The sequence below is a fragment of the Streptomyces sp. NPDC002403 genome (assembly GCF_053593015.1).
In genome coordinates, this window is record NZ_JBSFBQ010000017.1 from 21,427 (window position 1) to 43,445 (window position 22,019).

At 71.8% G+C, this 22,019-nt stretch carries 17 protein-coding genes; 6 read left to right on the forward strand and 11 right to left on the reverse strand.

Annotated elements, in window-relative coordinates; all coding sequences use genetic code 11:
* Nucleotides 1–23: 23 nt before the first annotated feature.
* The 8 genes from ACWCPY_RS20115 to eccD all read right to left on the reverse strand — a co-directional run bounded on the left by ACWCPY_RS20115 (nt 24) and on the right by eccD (nt 7,101).
* On the reverse strand, nt 24–365 hold the full coding sequence (locus tag ACWCPY_RS20115) for a hypothetical protein (RefSeq protein WP_451266737.1): 342 nt from the start codon (nt 363–365) through the stop codon (nt 24–26).
* Nucleotides 358–888: a YbaB/EbfC family nucleoid-associated protein gene (locus ACWCPY_RS20120; RefSeq protein ID WP_451266739.1), complete on the reverse strand. Its 531-nt coding sequence runs from the start codon at nt 886–888 to the stop codon at nt 358–360. The genes ACWCPY_RS20115 and ACWCPY_RS20120 overlap by 8 nt, the downstream gene beginning before the upstream one ends.
* Complete coding sequence (locus tag ACWCPY_RS20125; RefSeq protein WP_451266741.1) at nt 888–2,849, reverse strand: MAP7 domain-containing protein; 1,962 nt, start codon at nt 2,847–2,849, stop codon at nt 888–890. Before ACWCPY_RS20125 ends, ACWCPY_RS20120 begins: the two co-directional genes overlap by 1 nt.
* A 48-nt stretch (nt 2,850–2,897) precedes the next feature.
* Complete coding sequence (locus ACWCPY_RS20130) at nt 2,898–3,362, reverse strand: hypothetical protein (protein WP_451266743.1); 465 nt, start codon at nt 3,360–3,362, stop codon at nt 2,898–2,900.
* 13 nt (nt 3,363–3,375) lie between these two features.
* Nucleotides 3,376–3,669 carry a WXG100 family type VII secretion target gene (locus tag ACWCPY_RS20135; RefSeq protein WP_451266745.1) on the reverse strand — a complete coding sequence of 98 codons (294 nt, stop codon included), beginning with the start codon at nt 3,667–3,669 and terminating at the stop codon, nt 3,376–3,378.
* A gap of 37 nt (nt 3,670–3,706) precedes the next feature.
* Nucleotides 3,707–4,057 carry a hypothetical protein gene (locus ACWCPY_RS20140; protein WP_451266746.1) on the reverse strand — a complete coding sequence of 117 codons (351 nt, stop codon included), beginning with the start codon at nt 4,055–4,057 and terminating at the stop codon, nt 3,707–3,709.
* 157 nt (nt 4,058–4,214) lie between these two features.
* Nucleotides 4,215–5,711 (reverse strand): type VII secretion protein EccB, encoded by a 1,497-nt coding sequence (eccB, locus tag ACWCPY_RS20145; protein WP_451266748.1) that lies wholly within the window; start codon nt 5,709–5,711, stop codon nt 4,215–4,217.
* 7 nt (nt 5,712–5,718) lie between these two features.
* Nucleotides 5,719–7,101 (reverse strand): type VII secretion integral membrane protein EccD, encoded by a 1,383-nt coding sequence (gene eccD, locus ACWCPY_RS20150; protein WP_451266750.1) that lies wholly within the window; start codon nt 7,099–7,101, stop codon nt 5,719–5,721.
* Nucleotides 7,102–7,265: 164 nt separating this feature from the next.
* Between eccD and eccCa the strand changes: the two genes are divergently transcribed.
* The 4 genes from eccCa (at nt 7,266) to ACWCPY_RS20170 (ending at nt 16,432) form a co-directional block, all read left to right on the forward strand.
* Nucleotides 7,266–11,213 carry a type VII secretion protein EccCa gene (eccCa, locus tag ACWCPY_RS20155; protein ID WP_451266752.1) on the forward strand — a complete coding sequence of 1,316 codons (3,948 nt, stop codon included), beginning with the start codon at nt 7,266–7,268 and terminating at the stop codon, nt 11,211–11,213.
* 139 nt (nt 11,214–11,352) lie between these two features.
* Nucleotides 11,353–14,643, forward strand: a complete 3,291-nt coding sequence (locus tag ACWCPY_RS20160; RefSeq protein WP_451266754.1) for a right-handed parallel beta-helix repeat-containing protein — start codon at nt 11,353–11,355, stop codon at nt 14,641–14,643.
* On the forward strand, nt 14,640–15,218 hold the full coding sequence (locus ACWCPY_RS20165; protein WP_451266755.1) for a hypothetical protein: 579 nt from the start codon (nt 14,640–14,642) through the stop codon (nt 15,216–15,218). Before ACWCPY_RS20160 ends, ACWCPY_RS20165 begins: the two co-directional genes overlap by 4 nt.
* 35 nt (nt 15,219–15,253) lie before the next feature.
* The gene (locus ACWCPY_RS20170; RefSeq protein ID WP_451266757.1) at nt 15,254–16,432 is read left to right on the forward strand and encodes a S8 family serine peptidase; all 1,179 of its coding nucleotides are present in this window, start codon (nt 15,254–15,256) and stop codon (nt 16,430–16,432) included.
* Nucleotides 16,433–16,502: 70 nt separating this feature from the next.
* On the opposite strand, the gene ACWCPY_RS20175 is transcribed toward ACWCPY_RS20170, so the two are convergent.
* Together ACWCPY_RS20175 and ACWCPY_RS20180 are read right to left on the reverse strand one after the other, a co-directional pair.
* Nucleotides 16,503–17,174, reverse strand: a complete 672-nt coding sequence (locus ACWCPY_RS20175) for a response regulator transcription factor (protein ID WP_451266759.1) — start codon at nt 17,172–17,174, stop codon at nt 16,503–16,505.
* The gene (locus ACWCPY_RS20180) at nt 17,171–18,334 is read right to left on the reverse strand and encodes a sensor histidine kinase (protein ID WP_451266761.1); all 1,164 of its coding nucleotides are present in this window, start codon (nt 18,332–18,334) and stop codon (nt 17,171–17,173) included. The genes ACWCPY_RS20175 and ACWCPY_RS20180 overlap by 4 nt, the downstream gene beginning before the upstream one ends.
* Nucleotides 18,335–18,446: 112 nt before the next feature.
* On the opposite strand from ACWCPY_RS20180, the gene ACWCPY_RS20185 reads away from it, so the two are divergent.
* Nucleotides 18,447–19,994 (forward strand): hypothetical protein, encoded by a 1,548-nt coding sequence (locus ACWCPY_RS20185; protein WP_451266763.1) that lies wholly within the window; start codon nt 18,447–18,449, stop codon nt 19,992–19,994.
* A 49-nt stretch (nt 19,995–20,043) separates the two neighbouring features.
* Here ACWCPY_RS20185 and ACWCPY_RS20190 read toward each other — a convergent pair whose 3' ends face one another.
* Nucleotides 20,044–21,348: an NAD(P)-binding domain-containing protein gene (locus ACWCPY_RS20190; RefSeq protein WP_451266765.1), complete on the reverse strand. Its 1,305-nt coding sequence runs from the start codon at nt 21,346–21,348 to the stop codon at nt 20,044–20,046.
* 104 nt (nt 21,349–21,452) lie between these two features.
* Between ACWCPY_RS20190 and ACWCPY_RS20195 the strand changes: the two genes are divergently transcribed.
* Entirely contained in the window at nt 21,453–21,818 is a 366-nt protein-coding gene (locus ACWCPY_RS20195; RefSeq protein ID WP_451266767.1) for an ArsR/SmtB family transcription factor, read from the forward strand.
* Nucleotides 21,819–22,019: the final 201 nt, after the last annotated feature.

Genomic DNA, 22,019 nt, shown 5'->3' on the forward strand with positions numbered 1-22,019 from the left:
GCGCCGCCGAGCGATGGTGCGCGTCACTGGTCCCCTCCAGCCGCCTTCCAGTCCTTGGCCAGCAGGGTGGCCAGTTCCTCGGCCTCGCCGAAGAGCTTCTTGACGTCCTGGCCGTTCTCACCCAGCCGGGTGATCAGGATGTCGAGCATCTTCAGGCTGTCGGCGAGCGGCGGCATGCCGACCTCGATCAGCTCCCGGTACTGCTTCGAGGACTCGTCCTCGCCGTCACCGCCGCCTCGCTTGTTGAGGTCGTTGATGGATTCGACGTGGGCGTGCGTCTCGGCCAGGGTCGCGCCGAGTTTCCCGTACTCCTCGATCCCCTTCCAGGTCGCATCGCTCGCCTTCAGCTCGTTGCCGTCAGCCATCGCTGCGGCCTCCTCGGGGCTTGGACGCCTCGGCGGCGCCCTTCGCCATCTCTCGGAGGGGGGCCAGGAACTCCTCGATGGGGGTGCCGGCCAGCATCGAGCGGCGCATCTCGTCGCCCTTGCCGCGCAGGGGCTCGAACGCCTCGCGCGCTGCCTCGCCGCCTTCGCTCTGTGCCCGGCCGATCAGGTCCACCAGCGTCTTGCCGAGGCGGACCGGGTCCATCTGGCGATAGTCCTCGGTGTGGAACTTGATCTCGCGGACATCGCCCTGGGCACCCACGGTGATGCTGATGGTGCGGTCCTTGGAACGCACCGTGGAGGTGCGGGCGGCCAGCTCGCGCTGGACGGCGGCAAGCTTCTCGGCATGCTCGCGGACCTGCTGCTGCATCTCGCCGAACTGCTCCTGGAGCGTCGAGCCGAGGATCGACTCGAACTGCTCGCGCGCGGACAGCGGGGCGCGGGCGTCACCGCCGGCGCGCATGCCGCCGTCGTCGCGGCCCGTTCCTCCGTTCTGGTTCGCCATCAGCCGATCACTCCTGTCGTGGTGCACTCCTGGGTGCCCCACGTCTCCTCGTCCTCGTCCAGGTAGCTCTTCCGCTCCCGGTGCTGTTCCTGCCCCGACCCCGCGCCGGCCCCTGCGCCCGCGCCGGGAGGCATCATCGGTGACTGGGAGGAGGTACGCCGCCCGGTCCCGGTCGCTTCCTCGACCGCCTTCGTGCTGGGGTCGACGGAGGTGGTCCTGACCCGGCCGGTCGGCTCGATGCCGATGCTGTTCCTGCCGCCCTTGCCGCTCGTGTACTCGGAAAACGTACCGTCGGCGTTGCGGACCTTGAACACGCCCTTGCTCTGCTGCGTTCCGCCCTCGCCGTTGGTGCGCAGGCCGGAGTGGTCGCTGGACAGCCTGGAGCTCTCGCGGAGGCGTGCCAGCGCCTTCTCGTTGTCGCGCCGCTGCTGCTCGGCGCGCCGCTGCGCTTCCTCCTGCTCCTTGGCCTGCTGCTGGTACGCCTTCTGCTCCGCCTCGGCCTGACGGCGCAGGGTCTCCTGCTGCTTCTGCTGTCGCTGGAACGCGCCGGGCGGGGCCTTGTAGACGGAGCCGTCGGGGTTCTTGAGGATCTTGCCGTCCGGGCCGGTGACGGTGCCGTTCTTGTTGATCGTGGAGCCGGGCGGGAGGTTCGTCAGGCTGCCGGGGCCGAACGTCCCCGGGCCGGTGGTGTTCTGGTCGCTGCCGCCGATGCCCGTATCGCCATTGCCGGTGATGTTGTTGGTGCCGAAGCTTCCCGGGCCCTCGGCGTTCGGATTCTTGAGCTGGTCCTCCAGCGCCGAGCCGGGACCCTGACCCTCTCCCTCCGAGCCGTTCTGCTCGAAGGACGACCCGTCGCCGTCTCCGCTGAAGCTCCCGGCCCCTTCGCTGTCCGGGAGTTCCGTCTCGTCGCCGCTCCCGCCCCCGCCGGGCAGGTCGTTCGCGTCGCCCTTGGGGTTCGTCAGTCCCTTGAGCAGATCCGCGATGGCGTCGGACGTGGTGGAATCGCCGTTCAGCCCGCCCTTCCCGGGACTGGCGGGGGCGTCCCAGGTCGGCTTGCGCAGGAGGAGCAGCGCCTCCTTCGCCTTGCCGTATGCATCGACGATCTTGCCCCGGGCGTCGGTCGCGGGCTGGTCGAGACTCGCGGCGACCTGGTCGAGCCACCGGTTCTTGGCCTTCTGCTCGAAGGCCGCCCAGAAGCCCGCCGCATTCGGGTCACCGAGCGTCTTCGTCGTCAGCCAGCCGTTGTTGAACGTGTAGGAGCCCTCGCCGAACTCCTCGTGGAACAGGTCTCCCAGGATCTGGGCGGGCCAGGCGTTGTGCTCCGTGCCGTACGCGTACATCACGTGGTACAGGTTCTGCAGCTGCACCATGGCCGCAGTCCGGGCGTCGTCGACCTCCTTGGAGGGGTCGCTCGGATTGATCATCTGCGTGTGCAGATCGGCGAACTGGTTCGCGACTCCGATGAGCATGCTGCGGAACTGTCCCGCAGCACTGCCCTGCATCTCGGAATCAGGGACATCGATCCCGTCGGCCCAGCCCTTGACCGTCTGGAACCAGGTGTCCAGATACCGCTGGACGCCCTTGATCGTGTTGCTGACATCGTCGAAGCTGTACAAGGAGAAGACACTGCTGCCGCTCGCGAGCGCGTCGCCGAGGATGTCCCGGGCATGGAAGTGCCACTGGTAGACCGGCTTGTCCTGAGGCAGTGGGTCCTTCAGATCCGGGCTGATATTGAAGCCGACCTGGTAATTGACGGGCCAGAAGTTGTTCAGTTTCCACGGCTTGTTCCAGCCGAACTCGTAGCCTCCGGGCGGACCGACCTCGGGCCCCCACTCGAAGTGCCAGGGGTCCACATGGGAGTTGGCGATCCACTGCAGCTTGGTGACATCCGCCCGGCTTACCGGGGGAGACTTGGAATCGGTGAAGATCCCGAGAACCTCTTCCCAGCTCTCGACCGCCATCCTGCCTTCCCCTCTCCTTCCGATCCCGCCCCGCGCCCGGTCCCGGGGTCAGCTGCCGGTGTTCGTCGGCTGGTTTCCCGATGTCGGCTGTGTGGTGGTGCTGCTGCTCCCACCGCCGAACAGCGCCAGCGGCTCCTTGAGGTCGTCCATCATCGACTGCAGGGCGATGTCCTTGGCGTCCTCCTCGCCCTGCATACTGATGTGGTTGACGCTCAGCACCTTGTTGGAGAGGGCCAGCATCCCGTCCCTCAGACCGTCCAGGATCTCCGTGATCTTTGTGGCGTACTCCCCGAACTGATTCTCCAGGGCCTTCACCTGTTTGACCGGCGAGCTCGGTTCACCCGCGGCCAGGACCGCCACGGCATCGCCCCCGCCGGCCTTGCTGTAGTCGTGCAGCCTCCGGATGTAGGGGTCGTTCTTGAACTGCTCGAGGAACTGACCGTTGATCCTGTCCCGGGCGAAGCTCTCCAGGAACTCCGACGAGATCTTGTAGGTGCCGCCGTCCTCAGCCATGGGTCAGCCCCCGTCAGCCCGCCATGACCTTGGCACCGAGGCCGTCATGCTCGTGGTGGGTGTTGCCCATGTTGTTCAGGGTCTGGTGGCCCTGGTTGAACGCGTTGTCCATCTCGTTGATCGCGGTGTTCAGCTGCTTCTGGACCTCGCGCCAGGTGTTGGCGCTCTCGCCCTCGGCGGTGTTGGCGAGTTCCTGCACGCCCGCGATCAGCTCTTCCAGCGCGTTGCGCATGTTGGCCGTGAGCTGCTGCATGTCGTTGGTGGCGTCGCCAAGACCGCCCCAGTTGATCATGATGTTGCCGGACACGGTGTGCCCCCTTCTTGCCGCGATGGATGAGGCCGAATCAGTTGTTGTTGAGAACGCCCAGGATGCCGTCGGAGACCGCGGAGCTCTCGAACCCGCTCTTGGCGTGCTGGAGGGCGGCCTCCTCACCGGCGTCGAGCACGTTCTGCTGCTGGTTCAGCTTGTTCCAGACGTCGTCGACGGCCGCCATCGCCTTGGTGTAGCCCTGCTGCCACATCGAGAACTTGTCCTGGAAGGTCGCGGCGGACCCGTCCGTCGTGCTGTAGTGCGTCGCGACGTTGCTCCTGATGCCTTCGGCGACGCCGCCGGCCTGCTTCATGAACCCGAAGTGGGTGTCGAGCGCGACGACAGCCTTCCGTGCCGCCGCAGCATCCTTGACGAGCTGGGACACCGTTGTCTCCCTCCAGTCGGAACCCGATTGGTTGCGGGAAGGCACGACCCATGCGTCGCACAGTCCTCCCCAACCCCATCTGCACCAGAGAGATTATCTGATCTTGGGGATTCATGTCAGCAGCCGGGGAAGGCAGTTCACCGTTGCTTGTACATCTCTACAATCCCGCGCCGCATTGTTCACGGAGTTGTGTTCTCTTCTGCGGAACCTTCCCCTCCTCTCGGGCATCCGCGTCCACGACTCCGTCCTTCGAAACCCCCGACGGATCCAGCACGGGACCGCTCGGAAGAAGGCTCAACAATCGCCCCGGAACATCCACGGCGGCTCCCGCCGAATACCCGAGTTGTTTCAGTCCCGCGGCCGTCACCGGATAGGAAACGCCCGAATCCGTCACCAAATACATGGAGTTGCCGGTGCCCGCCGAGGACCGGGCCCGGACCAGCGTCCCCGTCCCCGGGCGCACCCAGATCCGGTCCACCGCCACGCACGCCGCCGTCACCCCCGGCTGCTTGTCGGGCAGCGAGCCGGGGACCCCGTCCGCCGGCATCAGGGACACCGTCGTCGTATGGCCACTGGCGGACGGCTTCACCCGGACACAGACCTGCTCCTGGGCCGGGTCCACCGTCGACACCTTCGGTGCGGAGGCCGGCAGCCCCGCCGCCACCTGCTGCGCCGCCGATGCGGGCGCCTGATGGGCCGCCAGGTCGGAGGGGCCCACCGGACGCTCGACAACGGCCTTTCCGCCGTAGGCCTGGTCCTGGGTCCGCGGGTCGCCGCGCAACAGCCCTCGGGCCAGCCCGGTCAGCGGGGCCAGCCCGTCCTTGCGCAGCACATAGTGCTGTCCCCCGGCCGAGAAGAGCTGACCGATGCGGGTGGCACCGCCCGCCAGCTCGGGTCCCGGGCGTCCCCGTCCGGCGATCTCCGGCGGGGCGAGCCCCGGCCCGGCGTCGAGCGCTGTCAGGAACGACGCGCTGACCGGTACGGGCGTGACGCCGGCCCAGCTCAGGGCCGCCTCCGTGCCGTGCTGGGTGTCGACCCGGAACCGGCGGCCGTTCCACACCAGTTGCCGCCCCTCCCCCGGTGCCGTCACCAGCACACCGCGGTCTGATCCGAGTCCGTCCTCAAAGTCCGCGGGGCCCGCCAGGACCACGCTGGTCAGTGGCTTCGTCCGGTTCGCCGGGCCGGCCGGCTGCGTACCGGCGCACACCGCCCAGGCCCCGGAGCCGGGTGTGCCCGGCAATCCGTCCGGGGCGCCCACGATCCCCATGGGCGTGCCGCGCGGCGCGTCCTCGATCGACCCCGCCGCGACCTGCTGCACCGCCATCCGGTCTCCCGCCACGAGCCGTGCGGACGCCTGGTTGAGCACCGGATGGAGCACCCCGCCCACGTTCAGGTAGCGGGTGCCGGTGTCCTTCACCACGACCAGCGTGCCCGGCGTCTGCCAGGAGGTCCCGCCCCCCGGCTTCACCAGTCCGAAGAGTACGGTGACCACGCAGGCCAGGGCCACTGTCAGGGCACCCCAGCGGATGCCCCGCCAGGTCCGCGCGGTCGGGGTGTCGGGCGAGTCGGGATCGTCCCGCAACAGGCCGCTGGAGAGCCGGCCCATCACGTACAGGTGCGCCTGCACCTGGTCCTTGCGCGACTGCACCGCCATCAGCCCCTCACCCCCTGATTCCGCGCAGCGCGCCGAACACCCCGGCGAGCAGCACCGCGAGCGGCAGCAGAACGAGCGCGCAGAGCGTGTGCAGCAGGTCGGCGATCCGGCCCCAGTAGGGGACGAGCCGTCGTCCCGGCACCGTCCATGCGGCGATCGCGGTGATCGCGGCCAGCACGGCGAAGGCGGCGGTGATCTCCAGCCGCCCCGGAAGTCCCAGGCCGATGGCGCGGAGCACCCCCGCCAGGGCGAGTCCGTACGCCCCCGGGACCGCCATCGCGAGCCGGTGCGGCACAGCGCCGACCACCCTCATGTGCAGGAGCAGCAGCGTGCTCAGCACCACGGCGAGCAGTTCGGCCGTCCAGCCGCCGTCGGCGGCGAGCAGCGCGGTCTCGCAGGCCGCGGCCAGCAGCCCGAGTGCCACGTACATGCCGGTCAGGTAGCGGTCGGCCAGTTCGGCTCGCTCGCGGACCTGTGCGGCGGGGAACGGGTCGATGCCTTCCTGCAGTTCGCCCGCGTTGGACGGCAGCGGCGGCATCCGCATCCCGGCGAACCTGAAGGCCAGGCCGGGTACGAACCCGCCTGCGAGGACGACCGCGACCGCCAGCCACCCCGCGACCTGGGCGATCGGCATCCCGGACAGCGCGACCGCGCCGGCCGCCGCGGTGAACGCGGCCACTGTGAACGCCCCGAGGAAGAGCGGTGCGAAGGCCCCGACCGCGGCCAGCGCGATGATGGCGGCGCCGGCCCCGGCCGCGCCCCCGGCCAGCAGCCTCGGGCCGAGCATGCTCTCGCCGTGCCCGGCGGCCGGGACCAGCGCGCCCGCGACGGCCAGGTAGGGCACGGCCAGCACGCCGAGTGCCGCCCCGGCGCCCGCGTCGCCGACCGCCCGTGAGGCGGCCAGCCCGCCCGCCACCAACAACAGCGCGACGGCACCGGCGGCTCCGGCCCGCCACATCGCGGCGCCCGGCAGCAGCACGGTGATCAGTCCGGCGGCCAGCGCCGTCACGGTGAATCCGATGAGCAGCCGACGCGTCAGCTCGGGCCGCCAGGTGTCGGGCCGGGCGCGCAGCGTCTCGCCGATCCCGTCGATGAGATCGTCGAAGTCGGCTTCCGGCAAAGTCTCATGACGGGCCCTCAGATATAGGGTCTCGCCGTCGCGCAGCTCCATCTCGGTCGGGGTGCGCTCCTCGTCGAGGGGGGCGGCGCCGAGCCGTTGGAGGGTCCAGCCGCCGTGTTCCAGGCCTTGTTCGTCGAGGTCCCCGCCGGCGTACTCGACCAGTACCGGCAGCAGATCGGCGAGCGGAACATCGGCGGGTATGCCTAGTTCGAAGGTTTTCTCCGGACTTCTGACGGTTATCCGGCAGAGTCCGGCGGTCTTGTCGCCCACGGTGCGCGATTCACTCCCGCCTGTATTTCCGATCGGGATTCGACCCGAGAACGAGTGCACATTATCGTGAAGTTCGTTATGACTGTACGTTCGTGCGACCAACCGATAATCGGCGGCGTGGGCCGCGGATTTCGAGTCGTCGACACTTCGAGTCGGGAGCCGGTTTGAGCACCGTCATTTTTCGACGGCCCCCGCGCCGGGTCGGCCCGCGCATGCCCGAGGGCGAACTGACGCTTCAGGAACCACCGTCCCTGCCGGAGCCCCAGGGCGCCATGGGCGGCATCATCACCTACCTGCCGATGGCGTTGAGTTCACTCGGCATGGTGCTCATCTTCATCCGGCCCGGCGACGGCAACGGGGTGCTGATGTGGGTGTCGGTCGGCATGATGGCCACTTCGGCCATCGCCATGCTCGTCGCCCAGTTCCTCCGGGCCGCCGGAGACCGCAAGCGCAAGCTGCGCGCCGAACGCCGCGACTACCTGAGGTACTTGACGACGAGCCGACGCCGCATCCGCAAGGTGGTCGAGCAGCAGCGGCAGGCCCAGGAGTGGCGCCACCCGCTGCCGCAGGCGCTGTGGTCGGTCGCCCGCACCGGGCGCCTCTGGGAGCGCCGCGCCACCCACGACGACTTCGGCGAGGCGCGGATCGGGACGGGTGAGCAGCAGCTCGCGCTAGCCCTCGCGCCGCTGTCCACCAAGCCGGTCGAGGACCTGGAGCCGCTCTCCGCGCACGCCTTGCGCCGTTTCATCCACACCTATTCGACGGTCGACGACCAGCCGGTGGCCGTACGTCTGCGGTCGTTCGCCCGGGTGCTGCTCACCGCCACGGACGAGCACCGCGCCGCTTCCCGGGCCATGGCCCGAGCGCTGGTCGCCCAACTCGCGGTGGCCCACGCCCCGGAGGACCTGTCGATCGCCGTGGTCGCGGACGGCGACGCGCTGCCGTCCTGGTCCTGGGCCAAGTGGCTGCCCCACGTACAGCATCAGGCCGATGTCGACGGGGTGGGCCCGGCCCGTCTGGTGGCCGAGACGGTCTCGGAGCTGGAGCCGCTGCTCGGCGAGGAGTTCGCCGGACGGCCGCCGTTCGAGCCCGGCGCCGAGCCGAGCCGCGACGAGCCGTTCACCGTCGTCATCCTGGACACCGCATCCGTGCCCCCCGGGGCCCGGCTCGCCGAGTCCGGCTACCGCAACACCGTCGTCGTCGACGTACGCGGCACGCTGGAGGGCGCCTGCCGGACGCGCGGCACCCTGCGGCTGCGCGTCGCTCCGGACGCGCTGACCCTGCTGTCCACCGCGCCGGACGGCAAGCCCTCGGAGACGGAGCTGGGACGGCCTGACGCGCTCGGTCTGCACGCCTCCCGTGCCCTCGCCACCACCCTCGCGCCCTTCCGACTGGGCGCCGCGGCCCGGGCCGAGCGCCCGCTGCAGGAGGACATGGAACTCACCGACCTGCTCGGCATCCGCGATCTGCACGCCGCCGAGGCGGCCGATCTGCACCGCCCCCGCGTCGCCGCGGAGCGGATGCGGGTGCCGATCGGCATCGGCCCGGACGGCGCGCACGTCGATCTCGACCTCAAGGAGTCCGCGCAGGGTGGCATGGGCCCCCACGGCATGCTGATCGGCGCCACCGGCTCCGGCAAGTCGGAGCTGCTGCGCACCCTGGTGCTCGCGCTGGCGCTCACCCACTCCTCCGAGACGCTGAACTTCGTTCTCACCGACTTCAAGGGCGGCGCGACCTTCCTGGGCCTGGACCGGCTGCCGCACACCTCGGCCGTCATCACCAACCTGGCCGACGAGGCGGCGCTGGTGGAGCGGATGAAGGACGCCCTGCACGGTGAACTCGTCCGCCGCCAGGAGCTGCTGCGCAAGGCCGGCAACTACTCGTCCGTCCGCGAGTACGAGGAGGCGCGGGCGGGCGGCGCCGACCTCGCCCCGCTGCCCACCCTGTTCGTGGTGGTCGACGAGTTCAGCGAACTGCTCGCCGCGCACCGCGACTTCCTCGACCTCTTCGTGATGATCGGGCGGCTCGGCCGCTCGCTCTCCGTACATCTGCTGCTCGCCTCGCAGCGCCTGGACGAAGGCCGGATCAACCAGCTGGAGGGCCACCTCTCCTACCGCATCGCGCTGCGTACCTTCTCGGCGATGGAGAGCCGGGGCGTGCTCGGTGTTCCGGACGCCTACGAGCTGCCTCCGCAGCCCGGCAGCGGTCTGCTGAAGAACGACGTCGGTGCGCTCACCCGCTTCAAGGCCGCCTATGTGTCGGGCCGTTACCGGGCCACCCGCACCTCGGCCCGCCGTGCCGTGGTCGCCGGACAGGTGGTGCCGTTCGAGGCGGGCTGGGTTCCGCCCCGGAACCTGCCCACCGCCCCGGAGACGGAGCCGGAGAACGAGCCGGAGGAGGAGAACGCCTCCGGGCCCAGCCTGCTCGCCGTCGCAGTCGACAAGCTGGAGCGCTCCGGGCCGCCCGCCCATCAGGTGTGGCTGGCCCCGCTGGACGAGCCCCCGACGCTCGACCTCCTGCTGCCGCCGCCCGGAACATCCGGCGGGAAGTTCCTCTCCGTCCCGGTCGGTGTCATCGACCGTCCCTTCGACCAGCGTCGCGACGAGCTGGTGGCCGACCTCTCGGGTGCGGGCGGCCATGTCGGCATCGCGGGCGGTCCCCAGTCCGGCAAGTCCACCCTGATCCGTACGCTGATCACGGCGCTCGCGCTCACCCACACCCCGCGCGACGTGCAGTTCTACTGCCTGGACTTCGGCGGCGGGACGCTCACCTCGCTCACCGGGCTGCCGCATGTCGGCGGCGTCACCGGGCGCCTCGACCCCGAGCGGATGGCGCGTACCATCGCCGAGGTCAGCCAGGTCATCACCCACCGCGAACTGCTCTTCGCTGAGCGGGGTGTGGAGTCCATGGCCGACTTCCGGCGCCGTCGGGCCGCCGGTGAGTTCCCGGACGAGGCGCACGGCGATGTCTTCCTGGTCGTGGACGGCTGGAACACCATCCGCCAGGACTTCATGGATCTCGGCCCCACCTTCAACCTGATCGCCTCGCGGGGCCTCAACTTCGGGGTGCACCTGATCGTGGCCTCCGGCCGCTGGATGGAGATCTCGGCCGCCCTGCGCGACCAGCTCGGCACCCGCTTCGAGCTGCGTCTCGGCGACCCCGTGGACTCGATGGTCAACATGCGGGCGGCGGGCACCGTCCCGACGATCCCGGGCCGCGGTCTGACCACCGACCGGATGCACTACCTCACCGCTCTCCCCCGCAACGACGGCGATCCGAGCGCGGAGACCGTCGCGGACGGCGTCGCCGCACTCGTACGGGAGGTCGCGGCAGGGTGGGACGGGCCGGTTGCTCCGCGGGTCCGGATGCTTCCGATGAGCCTTCCGGCGACCGAACTCCCCGCCCCCGACGGCGACCTGCGCGTCCCGCTCGGTCTGGAGGACCAGCGGCTCGACATCTTCCACCACGACTTCGAGGAGCATCCGCATCTCGTGGTCGTCGGTGATGTGGAGTCCGGCAAGTCGAACCTGCTCGCCCATGTGGCGGACGGGATCTGTGCCCGCTACACCCCCGACGAGGCCCGTATCGTGCTCGTCGACTACCGGCGCGGCCTCGCCGAGGCGGTTCCCGAGTCGCACCGCCTCGGCTATGCCACCGGTGCCAACCTGTTGGCGCAGATGGTCGACGGGGTGGCGCGGGCGATGAAGGACCGGGTCCCGGGCCCCGAGATCTCCCCGGCCCGGCTCAAGCTGCGCGACTGGTGGAGCGGGCCCCGGCTGTTCCTTCTCGTCGACGACCACGAACTGGTCTCCACGAGCGGGCTGAGCGGCGGCGATCCGTTCGGTGCGCTCCACGAGTTCCTCGCCCAGGCCGACGAGATCGGCTTGCACATCGTCGTGGCCCGCAGTGCGAACGGCTCCGGCCGGGCGATGATGTCCGACCAGTTGCTGCGGCGCATGGTGGAGGCCAACACCCCGGTGCTGATGATGAGTTGTCCGCCGGCGGAAGGGCAGGTGGTGGCCGGCACGAAGCCACGTATCCTGCCTGCGGGACGGGGCCTGTACATCACCCGCCGCCGCACGGTGCAGATCCAGACGGCACACCGGTCCTGACGGCCCGGCGCCCTCCCGCCACCCTCCTCGGCCGCCCGTGCCCGAGCCGCCCGCACCCCGATGCGGGCGGCCGCCTCGGTGGGGCCGGGTGCCGAGGAACCGGCGAAGGGCCGACCACGACGACGCAGAAAGGAACGCCATGGCCCGCCAGACCATCGTCGCGGACCCGTACCAGGGCATCACGTCGGCTCTCACCGCCGCCCGCCCGGGGGGTGTGATCCGCCTCCGCCCCGGCCGCTACGACGAGTCCCTGGTCATCACCAAGATGGTCACCCTCGTCGCCGACGACCCCGACGACCCGCCCGAGATATCCCCCCGTTCGGGCAGCGCCGTCCAGGTCGTCGCCGAGGCCGTCAAGCTCTCCGGCCTGATCCTGCGCGGCAGCGACGAGGACGCCCCCGTCGTCGATGTGCCGCGCGGCCAGGCCGCGCTGGAGAACTGTCGGGTGCACGCCCACTCCTGGACCGCGCTGCTCTCCCGCGAGCGCGGCTCCCTCGCCATGCGCGACTGCGTCATCGCCAACCCCGCGGGCGCCGGGTTCGTCGACCTCTCCCCCGAGCCCAGCGTCGTCGAGCACTGCGTCTTCGAGGACCTCGGCAGCTCCGGGCTGGTGCTGGGCGACGACTCCGCACCCGCGATCCGCGACTGTGCGGTCCGCGGCGCCCGCGGCAACGGCCTGCTGGCCAACGGGCGCGCGGGCGGCACCGTCGAGCGGCTCACGGTCGACAGCACCCCCAAGCCCGGGATCGCCCTGGAGGAGCAGGCCACCACCCGTCTCACCGATGTCCGCACCGTGGGGTGCACCATCGGCTTCCACATCTCCTCCACCGCCCAGCCCGTCCTCACCGGCTGCTGCGCCGTCAACAGCGTCACCCACGGGGTGCTGCTCTCCGCCACCACCGCGCCCGCCCTCAACAACGTGGAGGCCCGGGACTCGGGCGGCAGCGGCTTCGTCGCGATCGAGCAGGCCCGCGGCACCCTCTCCGACTGCCTGGCCGAGAACTCCCTCGCCGCCGGCATCCTGGTCCGCGGCAACGCCGAGCCCACCGTCCAGCGCACCCTCGTGACCGGCGGCAGGGCCGAGGGCCTCCTCCTCGACGCCGACAGCGCGCCGCGCGTCGACCGGGTGACGGTGCACCGTACGGGAGGACACGGCATCGTCCTCGCCGGCGCCAGCCGGGCCAGGCTCCGCGATGTCGAGATCGTCGAGGCCGGCGGCCACGGGCTGCACGCCCGTGACGAGGCGCGCGGACGTATCGAGACGAGCTCGGTCATCGATGCCGCGCAGTGCGGGGTCCACGTCGACGGGGCGAGCCCGGCCTTCCAGGACGTCGCCGTGCGCGGAAGCGGGGCAACCGGGTTCGCCGCTGCCGGGAAGTGCGCCCCCGAGATCGTCGACACCCTCATCGAGGACTCCGGCAGCGACGGCGTCACGGTCACCGACGACGGCGCCGGGCTGACCGCCGTCCGGGCCCGCGTCCTGCGCAGCCGAGGCCATGGCGCCCTCATCGGCGCGGGCGCCGCCGCCGAGCTGACGGAGTGCGAGTTCACCGGCGGCAAGGCCGACGGCATCCGGATCGCCACCGAACGCCCGGTGCGGGCGGCCGGCTGCACCGTCACCGGAAACGCCGGGGCCGGGGTCCGCCACACCGCCCCCGGCGGCAGCCTCGCCGCGGACGAGCTGACCAGCGAGGGCAACGGCGAGCCCGATGTCCTCGGCGGGCGGGGCGACGGCGCCACCGCCCCGGAGGGCGAGGGCGCGGGCGGCGGACCGCTCGCGGGGCCGCTCGCCCGGCTCGACGAGCTGGTGGGGCTGCGTGCCGTGAAGGAGCAGGTGGCCACGCTCGTCAACCTCAACAAGCTGGCCCGGCGGCGCCGCGAGATGGGGCTGCCCGTCCCGGCCACCGCCCGCCATCTGGTCTTCGCCGGGCCGCCCGGCACCGGCAAGACCACCGTCGCCCGTCTCTACGGGTCGATCCTCGCCTCGCTCGGCGTCCTGCGCTCCGGGCACCTGGTGGAGGTGGCTCGTGCCGATCTCGTCGCGAAGATCATCGGCGGCACCGCCATCAAGACCACGGAGGTGTTCGAACAGGCCCTCGGGGGCGTGCTGTTCATCGACGAGGCGTACACCCTCACCGCGGACGGCGGCAGCGGCCCCGACTTCGGCCGGGAGGCCGTCGACACCCTGGTCAAGCTGATGGAGGACCACCGAGAGGACGTCGTCGTCATCGCCGCCGGGTACTCGCGGCAGATGCGGAGCTTCCTGGAGTCCAACCCCGGTCTGGGTTCGCGGTTCAGCCGCACCGTGGAGTTCGAGAACTACTCGGTGGACGAACTGCTCACCATCGTGAAGCGCCAGGGCGAGCAGCACCGGTTCACGTTCCGCGAGGACACCGAGAGAGCCCTGGCCCACCACTTCGAGCAGATGCACCGGGACGAGTCGTTCGGCAACGCCCGTGCGGCCCGCAAGGTGTTCGAGGAGATGGTGGACCGCCAGGCCTTCCGGCTCGCCGAGTCCCCGGACATCACGGAGGAGGACCTGACCGTTCTCGTCCCGACGGATGTCGGCGAGGAGGCCGCGAGTGCTGTCGCGGGGCAGAGCGGTCCGGACGGCGGCCGGTCCGAGCGCCTCACCGCACTGCTCGCCGAACTCGACGGCCTGATCGGCCTGGAGGGCGTGAAGGCGCAGGTACGCGATGTCGTGAACCTGGTGTCGGCGGCGCGTCGCCGCAAGGCCGCCGGGCTGCCCGCCCCTGCCGTCGGCCACCATCTGGTCTTCGCCGGTCCCCCCGGCACCGGCAAGACGTCGGTGGCCAGGCTCTACGGCGAACTCCTGGGCGCGATGTCGGTGCTGCCGCGCGGTCAGCTGGTGGAGGTGTCGCGCGCCGACCTCGTCGGCCGCTACGTCGGCCACACCGCTCAGCTCACCAAGGAAGTGTTCGCGCGGGCCCGGGGCGGTGTGCTGTTCATCGACGAGGCGTACGCGCTCACCCCCGAGGGCGGTTCGGGCTCCGACTTCGGCCGGGAGGCCGTCGACACCCTGCTGAAGCTGATGGAGGACCACCGTGACGACACGGTCGTGGTGGCGGCGGGGTACGAGGGCGAGATGCAGCGCTTCCTGGGCTCCAACCCCGGTCTGGCCTCCCGCTTCGGACGCACCGTCGCCTTCGCGTCGTACAGCGCCGCCGAGCTGGTCGAGATCGTTCGCCGCCAGAGCACCCGGGACGGCTACGAGTGCACGCCGGCCACGCTGGAGGCACTGCACCGGCACTTCGTCGGGGTCGACCGCGGTCCGGGCTTCGGGAACGGGCGCTACGCCCGCACCGTGCTCGAACGGATGATGACCCACCAGGCCGGGCGGCTCGCGTCAGTCCCGGATGCCGACACGGACCAGCTGCGGCTGCTGCTTCCCGAGGATGTGACGGAATGACGGAGGAACACAAGCTGACCGGCGGGCACCCGAGGGCCGGCCGGTGTGCCACCTGCTTCGAGTCCTTCAACCCCGCGTGCCCGCGCGCGGTGCTGGACGAGAGCACGCGGGAAGTCCCGCGGCGGCCGGCGGAGCCGGTGCAGCCACTGAACCCGGTGGACCGGCGCCGTACCACCGCCGGTCCCACCACACCCGAGAAGCCCGCCACGTCCGAGAACCCGGGTGACACCACCCGGCCGAGGGTCGCCGCGCAGCCCCCTGCCACCTCCCGTCCCCGGAGCACCGCCGCTTCATCGGGCTCGGCCGCTCCCGCCACGGGGCTCCGTGCGCCGGGGCGCTCCTCCGTCCCGGTCCGTGACCCGCGCCGCCCCAGGACGGACGCGTCGACCGGCCCGACACCGTGGCAGGAGCGCACCGCACCGCGCTCGGCCCCCGGTCCCGCCCCCGCACCCGGTACGGCGGACCGCACGCGCACCACGACGCCGGGCGCCGTACCTGCCCGTGCCCCGCGCCCCGGCACCGCTGCGCCCGGCAGGGCCGAGGCCCCGGCGACGGAGGGGGGCACGTCGCGATGACCCGGCCGCCCCGCAGGGCAGTTCGTACCCTTCCCGTGCTGCTGGCCGCCGTCCTGAGCGCGGCGGGCCCACTCCTGGCGGCCTCCCCCGCCGCGGCCGACCCCGGCCTGCCCCGGATCTCCACCGCCCCGCCCCGGGACGGCGGCTGCGTCAAGCCGTCCCGGCAGCATCCCGCCGACGTCCCGTGGCCGCAGCAGTACATCGCACCGTCCCGCGCCTGGGACACCACCCGGGGCGCGGGCGTCACCGTCGCCGTCGTCGACACCGGTGTGGACGCCGCGCACAGTCCCGCACTCGCGGGCCGCGTCACACCGGCCACCGCGGCCGCCGGGACCGACTGCATCGGCCACGGCACGTTCGTCGCGGGCCTGATCGCCGCCGCGCCGCGCGCCGGCACGGGGTTCGCAGGGGTCGCCCCCGAGGCCGGGATCATCGCTGTCCGCGCCACCGCGTCGGACGGCACCGCCACCGCGAACAGTGTCGCCGCCGGGATCGACGCGGCCGTCGCCCGTCGTGCACGTGTCATCGACGTCCCGATCGCCCTGGCAAGGAGCAGCCCGGCGCTCGTCGCGGCGGTCCGTGACGCGGGACGCAACGGCGCGGTGGTGATCGCCCCGGCGTACGCGTCGGGCAGCACGGTCACGGGATCCGGGGACGCCCCCGCCCCCGCCGCCTATCCGGCCGCGTTGCCGGATGTCCTGGCCGTGGCCGCACTCGGACCGGGCGGTGTCCCCGATCAGAAGCTCGCGCCCCGCACCCGGCCCGATCTGGCCGCGCCCGGCAATGCCGTGATGAGCGTCGGCCCCGGCGGCACGGGCAGCTTCACCGGCGACGGCGCCGAGCTGGCCACCGCCTTCGTCGCGGGCGCTGTCGCGCTCGCCGTCGCCGCGCACCCGGATCTGACACCCTCTCAACTGTCCGACCGCCTGACCGCGACGGCATATCACATCCCGGCCGACAGGGCGCTGGTCGGCGCGGGCACGGTGGATCCGGCGGCGGCCGTCACCGCCCCGGCCCCCGATCCCTCGGCCGCCCCGTCCCCCACGGCCCCGGCAGCCCTCCGCATGCCGCCCCCCGAGGCCCATTCCGGCCGCACCACGGCCATCGCCATCACCTCCGCCGCCGGGGCGGCCGTCCTGATCACGGGCTTCGTCGCGTTCACCCTCCCCCGGGCCCGCCGTCGGGGCTGGCGGCCGGGAGGATCGGCGCCGTAGGCGGCAGGCCGCCGGACACGGGCCGGGGCGAAGGGCTGTTCGTGGCCCGGCTCCGGCCCGGCGTGCCGCGTCAGACGGCCGGAGCGCCGGCGATGCGATAGCCGACACCGGGAGTGGTCGTGATGACGGGCGGACCGCCCAGTTTGCGGCGCAGCCGGCCGATGGTGACGGTCACGGTGTTGGTGAACGGGTCGGCGTTCTCGTCCCACACCTGCTCCAGGAGGTCCTCGGCGCTCAGGAAGCCGGGCACGGCACGCAGCAGGGCCTCCAGGACGGCGAACTCCTTGACGGACAGCTCCAGTGGGCGGCCCTCGCGCAGGGCGGTCCGCCGTACCGGGTCGAGTTCGAGGCCCGCGGCGCGCAGGGTGCGGGCCCGGGCGGCCGGTCTGCGGCGGGCCAGGGACCGGATGCGAAGGATCAGCTCCGGGAAGTGGAAGGGCTTGGCGAGGTAGTCGTCGGCGCCGAGGGTGAGACCGCTGACCCGGTCGCCGGGCGCCCCTGCCGCGGTGAGCATCAGGACCATCGCCCGCTCGTCCCGCTCGGTGATCATCTGGCAGAGCGTGTCCCCGTGGATGCCCGGCAGGTCGCGGTCGAGAACCACCACGTCGTACGCGTTCACGTCGAGCCTGGCTGCGGCGGCCAGGCCGTCGTGCGCGACGTCCACGGCCATCCCCTGGTCCCGCAGTCCCTCTGCGACGACCTCGGCGAGCGACCTCGCGTCCTCCACGACCAGAATCCTCACCGCCCCGCTCCTTCCGAACCGGCCGCCGTCGGCAGCGCCGCGCCGACGCGCAGGCCGCCCTCCGGCCGGGCCATGAGGGTGAGGCGGCCGCCGTGAGCCGCGACGATCGCTGCGACGATCGACAGTCCCAGGCCGGAGTTCCCCTCCGGTCCCGTGCGGTCGGCGCCGAGCCGTACGAACGGCTGCGTCAGCCCGTCCACCCGGGCCTGGTCGAGTACGCGCCCGCCGGTCTCCACGACGAGCCGTGTCCCGGTGTCGTCGTGTCCGGTGGCGATCCGGATCCAGCCGCCCTCCTCGTTGTGCACGATCGCGTTGTCGACCATGTTCTCCACCATCCGGGACAGCAGTGCCGGATTGCCCCGGGTCCAGGTATCCGGGTGCGCCTCGTCGTCGACGGTCAGCTTCTTCGCGGCGATGTCGGCGGCCCGGACGGTCAGTGCCTCGCGGGCCAGCTCGCCGAGCGACACCGGACTCTGGCCGGCGAGGGTGCCGTGCTGCGCCCGGGCGAGGACGAGGAAGCCGTCCAGCAGGTGGTCCACCCGGTCGAGCTCTCTGCGCAACCGTCCGGCGAGCGCGACGGTCTGTGCCGCCGGCTCCGGTTTGGCGACGGCGACGTCCAGCGACGCCCTCATCGTCGCGAGCGGCGTACGCAGTTCGTGCGAAGCGTTTCCGACGAACCGGCGCTGGGCGACGAAGGAGGCCTCGAGACGTTCCAGGAGTCCGTCGACCGTGTCGGCGAGCTCCTTGACCTCGTCGACGGGTCCGGCGACGGCGAGCCGCTGATGCAGGTTCTCGGCGGAGATCCGCCGTGTCGCAGCGGTGATCAGCCGCAGCGGGCGCAGGACTCGGCCGGCGAGAGCCCGGCCGAGCAGGAGCGAGACGCCCGCCATCACCGCCAGCGCGATCAGCGAGCCGACCAGCAGCCGGTGGTTCTGCTGCGCGTGCACGTCCGAGAGCTGCCGCTGCAGATCCCGGATCTGCTGCTCGGCCGCGGCGAGGCCGGGCCGGACGGCCGGGGGCTGTTCAGGGGCGACACCGGTCACCCGGCCACCCGACATCAGGTAGGTCAGGGCGAGCAGCACGCTTCCGGACCCGAGGAACCCCGAGGCGTACAGGATCGTGAATCGCCGTCCGACGGTACCGCTCCGCACTCTGCCCATGTGTCTCTTCCTCCTCGGGTCCGGCCGGACCCAGGTTGTCCCACCGCGCCTAACAACGACATGACAGCAGGGGTTCGGACCGCGTTATGCCCCGATCCGTAGAACCGGGTCCATGCTCACCACCAACGAAACACTTCAGCTGCTCCGGCGGGAGTGGACCCGGTTCCGACGCCCGGGCCGGCTTGTCGCGATGGCGGCCGCGGCTCTGGTCGTCGTCGCCTTCGGTCTGCTCTCCGCGCTCGGCGGCCACGCATCCTGCGACGGTCCGTGCCCGGCCGAACCGACCGGGCCGGACGGCTCCCGCGTCGACGACCAGTTCTACTTCCTCCATCGCGACCTGGGCGAGAACGGCAGCATCACGGTCCGGCTGACGTCCATGTCGGGAACGATCACCTATCCGCCGCCGGACCACGACCGGATCGTCCCGGGCCTGGTGCCGTGGGCGAAGGCCGGAATCATCATCAAGGACGGGATCCGTCAGGGGTCCTCGTACGCGGCGCTGATGCTCACCGGCAGCCACGGGGTGCGGATGCAGTACGACTACCACCATGACATCGCGGGCGGCGGCGGTGGTGTCTCGGCCGGGTCGCCGCGCTGGCTGCGGCTGACACGGTCGGGCGACACCGTCGCCGGTTACGAGTCCGCCGACGGCGAGCGGTGGGCGAAGGTCGGCACGGCACGGCTGTCCGGGCTGCCCGGGAGCGTGCAGGTGGGCCTGTTCGCCACCTCTCCCGGCGACCTGACACTGCGGTCCGTGGGCCTCGGCGGCGCCACGGAACAGGTGCGTTTCACGCAGGCCGGCGGTGTCTTCGACAACGTCGCCCTCAAGGGCGCTGCCCCTGCGGGGGGTTGGAGCAAGGATGCCGTCGGCGAGATGAACCGGACCGACTGGGAGAAGTACCACAAGGCGTCCGGAGCGGTGGAGAGGAACGGTACGTTCACCGTCACCGGCACCGGCGACATCGGGCCCGGAAGCACTGAGGGCGGCGGCCTCCCGGTGGAACGCTCCCTCGGCGGCCTGACCCTCGGGCTGATCGTCGTGCTGGTGGTCGCCGTGCGGTTCGTCACCCCCGCCCCCGGCCACCGCCGCGGGTCCGCGGACGGCATGCCGGTCACCCGCCGGGCGCTCGCGGCGAAGGCGGTCGTCGTCGGGACCGTCACATTCGTGACCGGTCTCCTCGCCACCGGCATCGTCATCCCGGTCGCCGTGGCGGCCTCGACGGGGAACGGGGCCTCCGTCGTCGAGGTGTCCGCACTCACCTCGGCGCGCGTCGTCGTCGGAGCCGCCGCCGTCCTCGCCCTCGCCGCCGTGTTCGCGCTCGCGCTCGGTGCCCTGCTCCGGCGCGGCCGGCTCGCGATCGCCGTCGTCGTCCTGACGATCGCGGTCCCGTACGCCGTGACCTCGTTCCCCCTGCTGCCCGACGGCCTGTCGCAGTGGCTGCTGCGGGTCACTCCGGCCGCCGGCTTCGCCGCCCAGCAGACCCTGATCGAGTACCCACAGGTCGTCGCCCACCACGTACCCTCCACCGGATACTTCCCCCTGCCGTGGTGGGCCGGACTCGCGGTGCTGTGTGCGTACACGACGGTGCTTCTCGGGCTCGCCCTGAGCCGCCTGCCGCAAGCCGGACGGCGCACCGGACAGCCGGTGAGCCGGAGCTGACCCATGAGGGCGCGGGAGCTCGTGAGTGCTCGTGAGTTCCCGCGCCCGATCAGCTGCAGCAGCCTCCGGCGTCGGCCTGACCGGCTGCTCGGTCGTCGAAGAGTCCGGCGCCGCCGCAGACTCCTGTTTCGGGGAGGGTGAGTTCGACACGGTCGGCGGAGTCGATGTCGCCGGCGATGGCGGCGGCGACGGAACGGGCCTGCTCATAGCCCGTCATGGCCAGGAACGTGGGCGCCCGTCCGTACGACTTCATGCCGACCAGGTAGATGCCGGGTTCGGGGTGGGAGAGTTCGCGGTGGCCGTGCGGGTAGACGGTGCCGCAGGAGTGCTGGTTCGGGTCGATGAGCGGGGCCAGCGCGGTGGGGGCCTGGAGGCGTTCGTCGATGCCGAGGCGGATCTCGGAGAGGAAGGACAGGTCGGGGCGGAAACCGGTCGCCACGATCATCTCGTCCACCGGGTCCAGGCGGCGTCCGTCCTCGCCGGCAATGATCAGTCGGCCGTCCTCGTCACGCTCGATGGCCTCGGTGCGGAAGCCGGTGACCGCGTCCGCGTGGCCGTTGTCGACGGCGGCCTTCGCGGCCAGGCCGAGAGCGCCCCGGGCGGGGAGTTGGTCGGCGGTGCCGCCGCCGAAGGTGGAGCCGCTGATGCCGCGGCGCAGGATCCACACCGTGTGTGTGCCCGGCTCGTCCTTCGCGAGGTCGGCGAGGGTGGCCAGGGCGGTGAACGCGGAGGCACCGGAGCCGATGACGGCGGTGCGCCTGCCCGCGTAACGGGCTCGGACGGCCGGGTCCTTGAGGTCGGGGACGCGGTAGGTGATGCGGTCGGCCGCGGTCTTCTCGCCGAGAGCCGGCAGGCCGTCGGCCCCGGCCGGGCCGGGGGTGGTCCAGGTACCGGAGGCGTCGATGACGGCGCGGGCGAGGACGCGCTCCTCGCCGCCGTCGGCGGTGGTGAAGTGGACGGCGAAAGGCTGGGTTTCGCGGTCGGCGTCGACGACACGGTCACGGCCCGCGCGCGAGACTCCGGTGACGGTGGCGGTGTGGCGGACGCGCTCGCCCAGGGCATCGGCCAGGGGCTGGAGGTACTGCTCGGCCCAGTCCCCGCCGGTCGGGCAGGTGGCCGCGTCGGGCCTGGTCCAGCCGGTCGGGGCCAGGAGCTTCTCCGCGGCCGGGTCGGTGATCTCGCCCCAGGTGGAGAACAGCCGCACGTGCGACCAGTCGCGTACGCCGGAGGCGGCGGCCGGTCCTGCTTCCAGGACCAGCGGTTCGATGCCGTACTCGACCAGGTGGGCTGCGGCTGCCAGCCCGGCGGGGCCGGCCCCGATGACGACGACCGGAAGGTCTGCAGTGGTGGTCATGGCGGTGTTGTCCTCCGAGATGGATGGCGTGACCGACAGTTGATTCGATAACTGTCGATATCCCGAGCTTGGCATTGGGTATCGACGAGTGTCAACATAGACACATGTCGAATTCAGAGATTGCGGAGCTGCCGGTCCTGGACGCGGAAGCCGTGGTGCCGTGCTGTCCGCCGATCACTGCCGGGGAGCTGTCTCAGGACGACGCGGAGAAGATGGCCGTCATGTTCAAGGCCCTGTCCGACCCGGTGCGACTGCGCCTGTTCTCCAAGGTCGCCTCGCATCCGGGCGGCGAGGCGTGCGTGTGCGACATCTCCGATGTCGGCGTCTCCCAGCCGACCGTCTCCCACCACCTGAAGAAGCTGCGCGAGGCCGGGCTCCTCACCTCGGAGCGGCGCGGGACCTGGGTGTACTACCAGGTCGCGCCGTCCGTCGTGGCGGCCATGTCCGCCATGCTCGACCTGCGCTCCTGACCGGTGACGCCACGTGGCCGCCTGGACGGACCGTGGGGTCGGACCGCTGCCCAGGGCTCGGCGCGCCGGTCCGGCAGTCCCTTGTCCGGCCATCCCTCGACGGTCCGCCGCCAAGGGTCGCCGGAGTCACTGCCGACGGCATCGGCCCGGATGTCCGCCGCCGGGTCCGGGGCGCCGACCAGACTGTCGAGGAAGGCGTCG

Bases quoted from the DNA above. Each gene is read 5' to 3' on its own strand.
- ACWCPY_RS20160 (WP_451266754.1), top strand. From the start codon at position 11,353: ATGGCCCGCCAGACCATCGTCGCGGACCCGTACCAGGGCATCACGTCG.
- ACWCPY_RS20125 (WP_451266741.1), bottom strand. From the start codon at position 2,849: ATGGCGGTCGAGAGCTGGGAAGAGGTTCTCGGGATCTTCACCGATTCC.
- ACWCPY_RS20180 (WP_451266761.1), bottom strand. From the start codon at position 18,334: ATGGGCAGAGTGCGGAGCGGTACCGTCGGACGGCGATTCACGATCCTG.
- ACWCPY_RS20120 (WP_451266739.1), bottom strand. From the start codon at position 888: ATGGCGAACCAGAACGGAGGAACGGGCCGCGACGACGGCGGCATGCGC.
- ACWCPY_RS20115 (WP_451266737.1), bottom strand. From the start codon at position 365: ATGGCTGACGGCAACGAGCTGAAGGCGAGCGATGCGACCTGGAAGGGG.
- ACWCPY_RS20130 (WP_451266743.1), bottom strand. From the start codon at position 3,362: ATGGCTGAGGACGGCGGCACCTACAAGATCTCGTCGGAGTTCCTGGAG.
- ACWCPY_RS20195 (WP_451266767.1), top strand. From the start codon at position 21,453: ATGTCGAATTCAGAGATTGCGGAGCTGCCGGTCCTGGACGCGGAAGCC.
- eccB (WP_451266748.1), bottom strand. From the start codon at position 5,711: ATGGCGGTGCAGTCGCGCAAGGACCAGGTGCAGGCGCACCTGTACGTG.
- ACWCPY_RS20185 (WP_451266763.1), top strand. From the start codon at position 18,447: ATGCTCACCACCAACGAAACACTTCAGCTGCTCCGGCGGGAGTGGACC.
- ACWCPY_RS20190 (WP_451266765.1), bottom strand. From the start codon at position 21,348: ATGACCACCACTGCAGACCTTCCGGTCGTCGTCATCGGGGCCGGCCCC.
- ACWCPY_RS20165 (WP_451266755.1), top strand. From the start codon at position 14,640: ATGACGGAGGAACACAAGCTGACCGGCGGGCACCCGAGGGCCGGCCGG.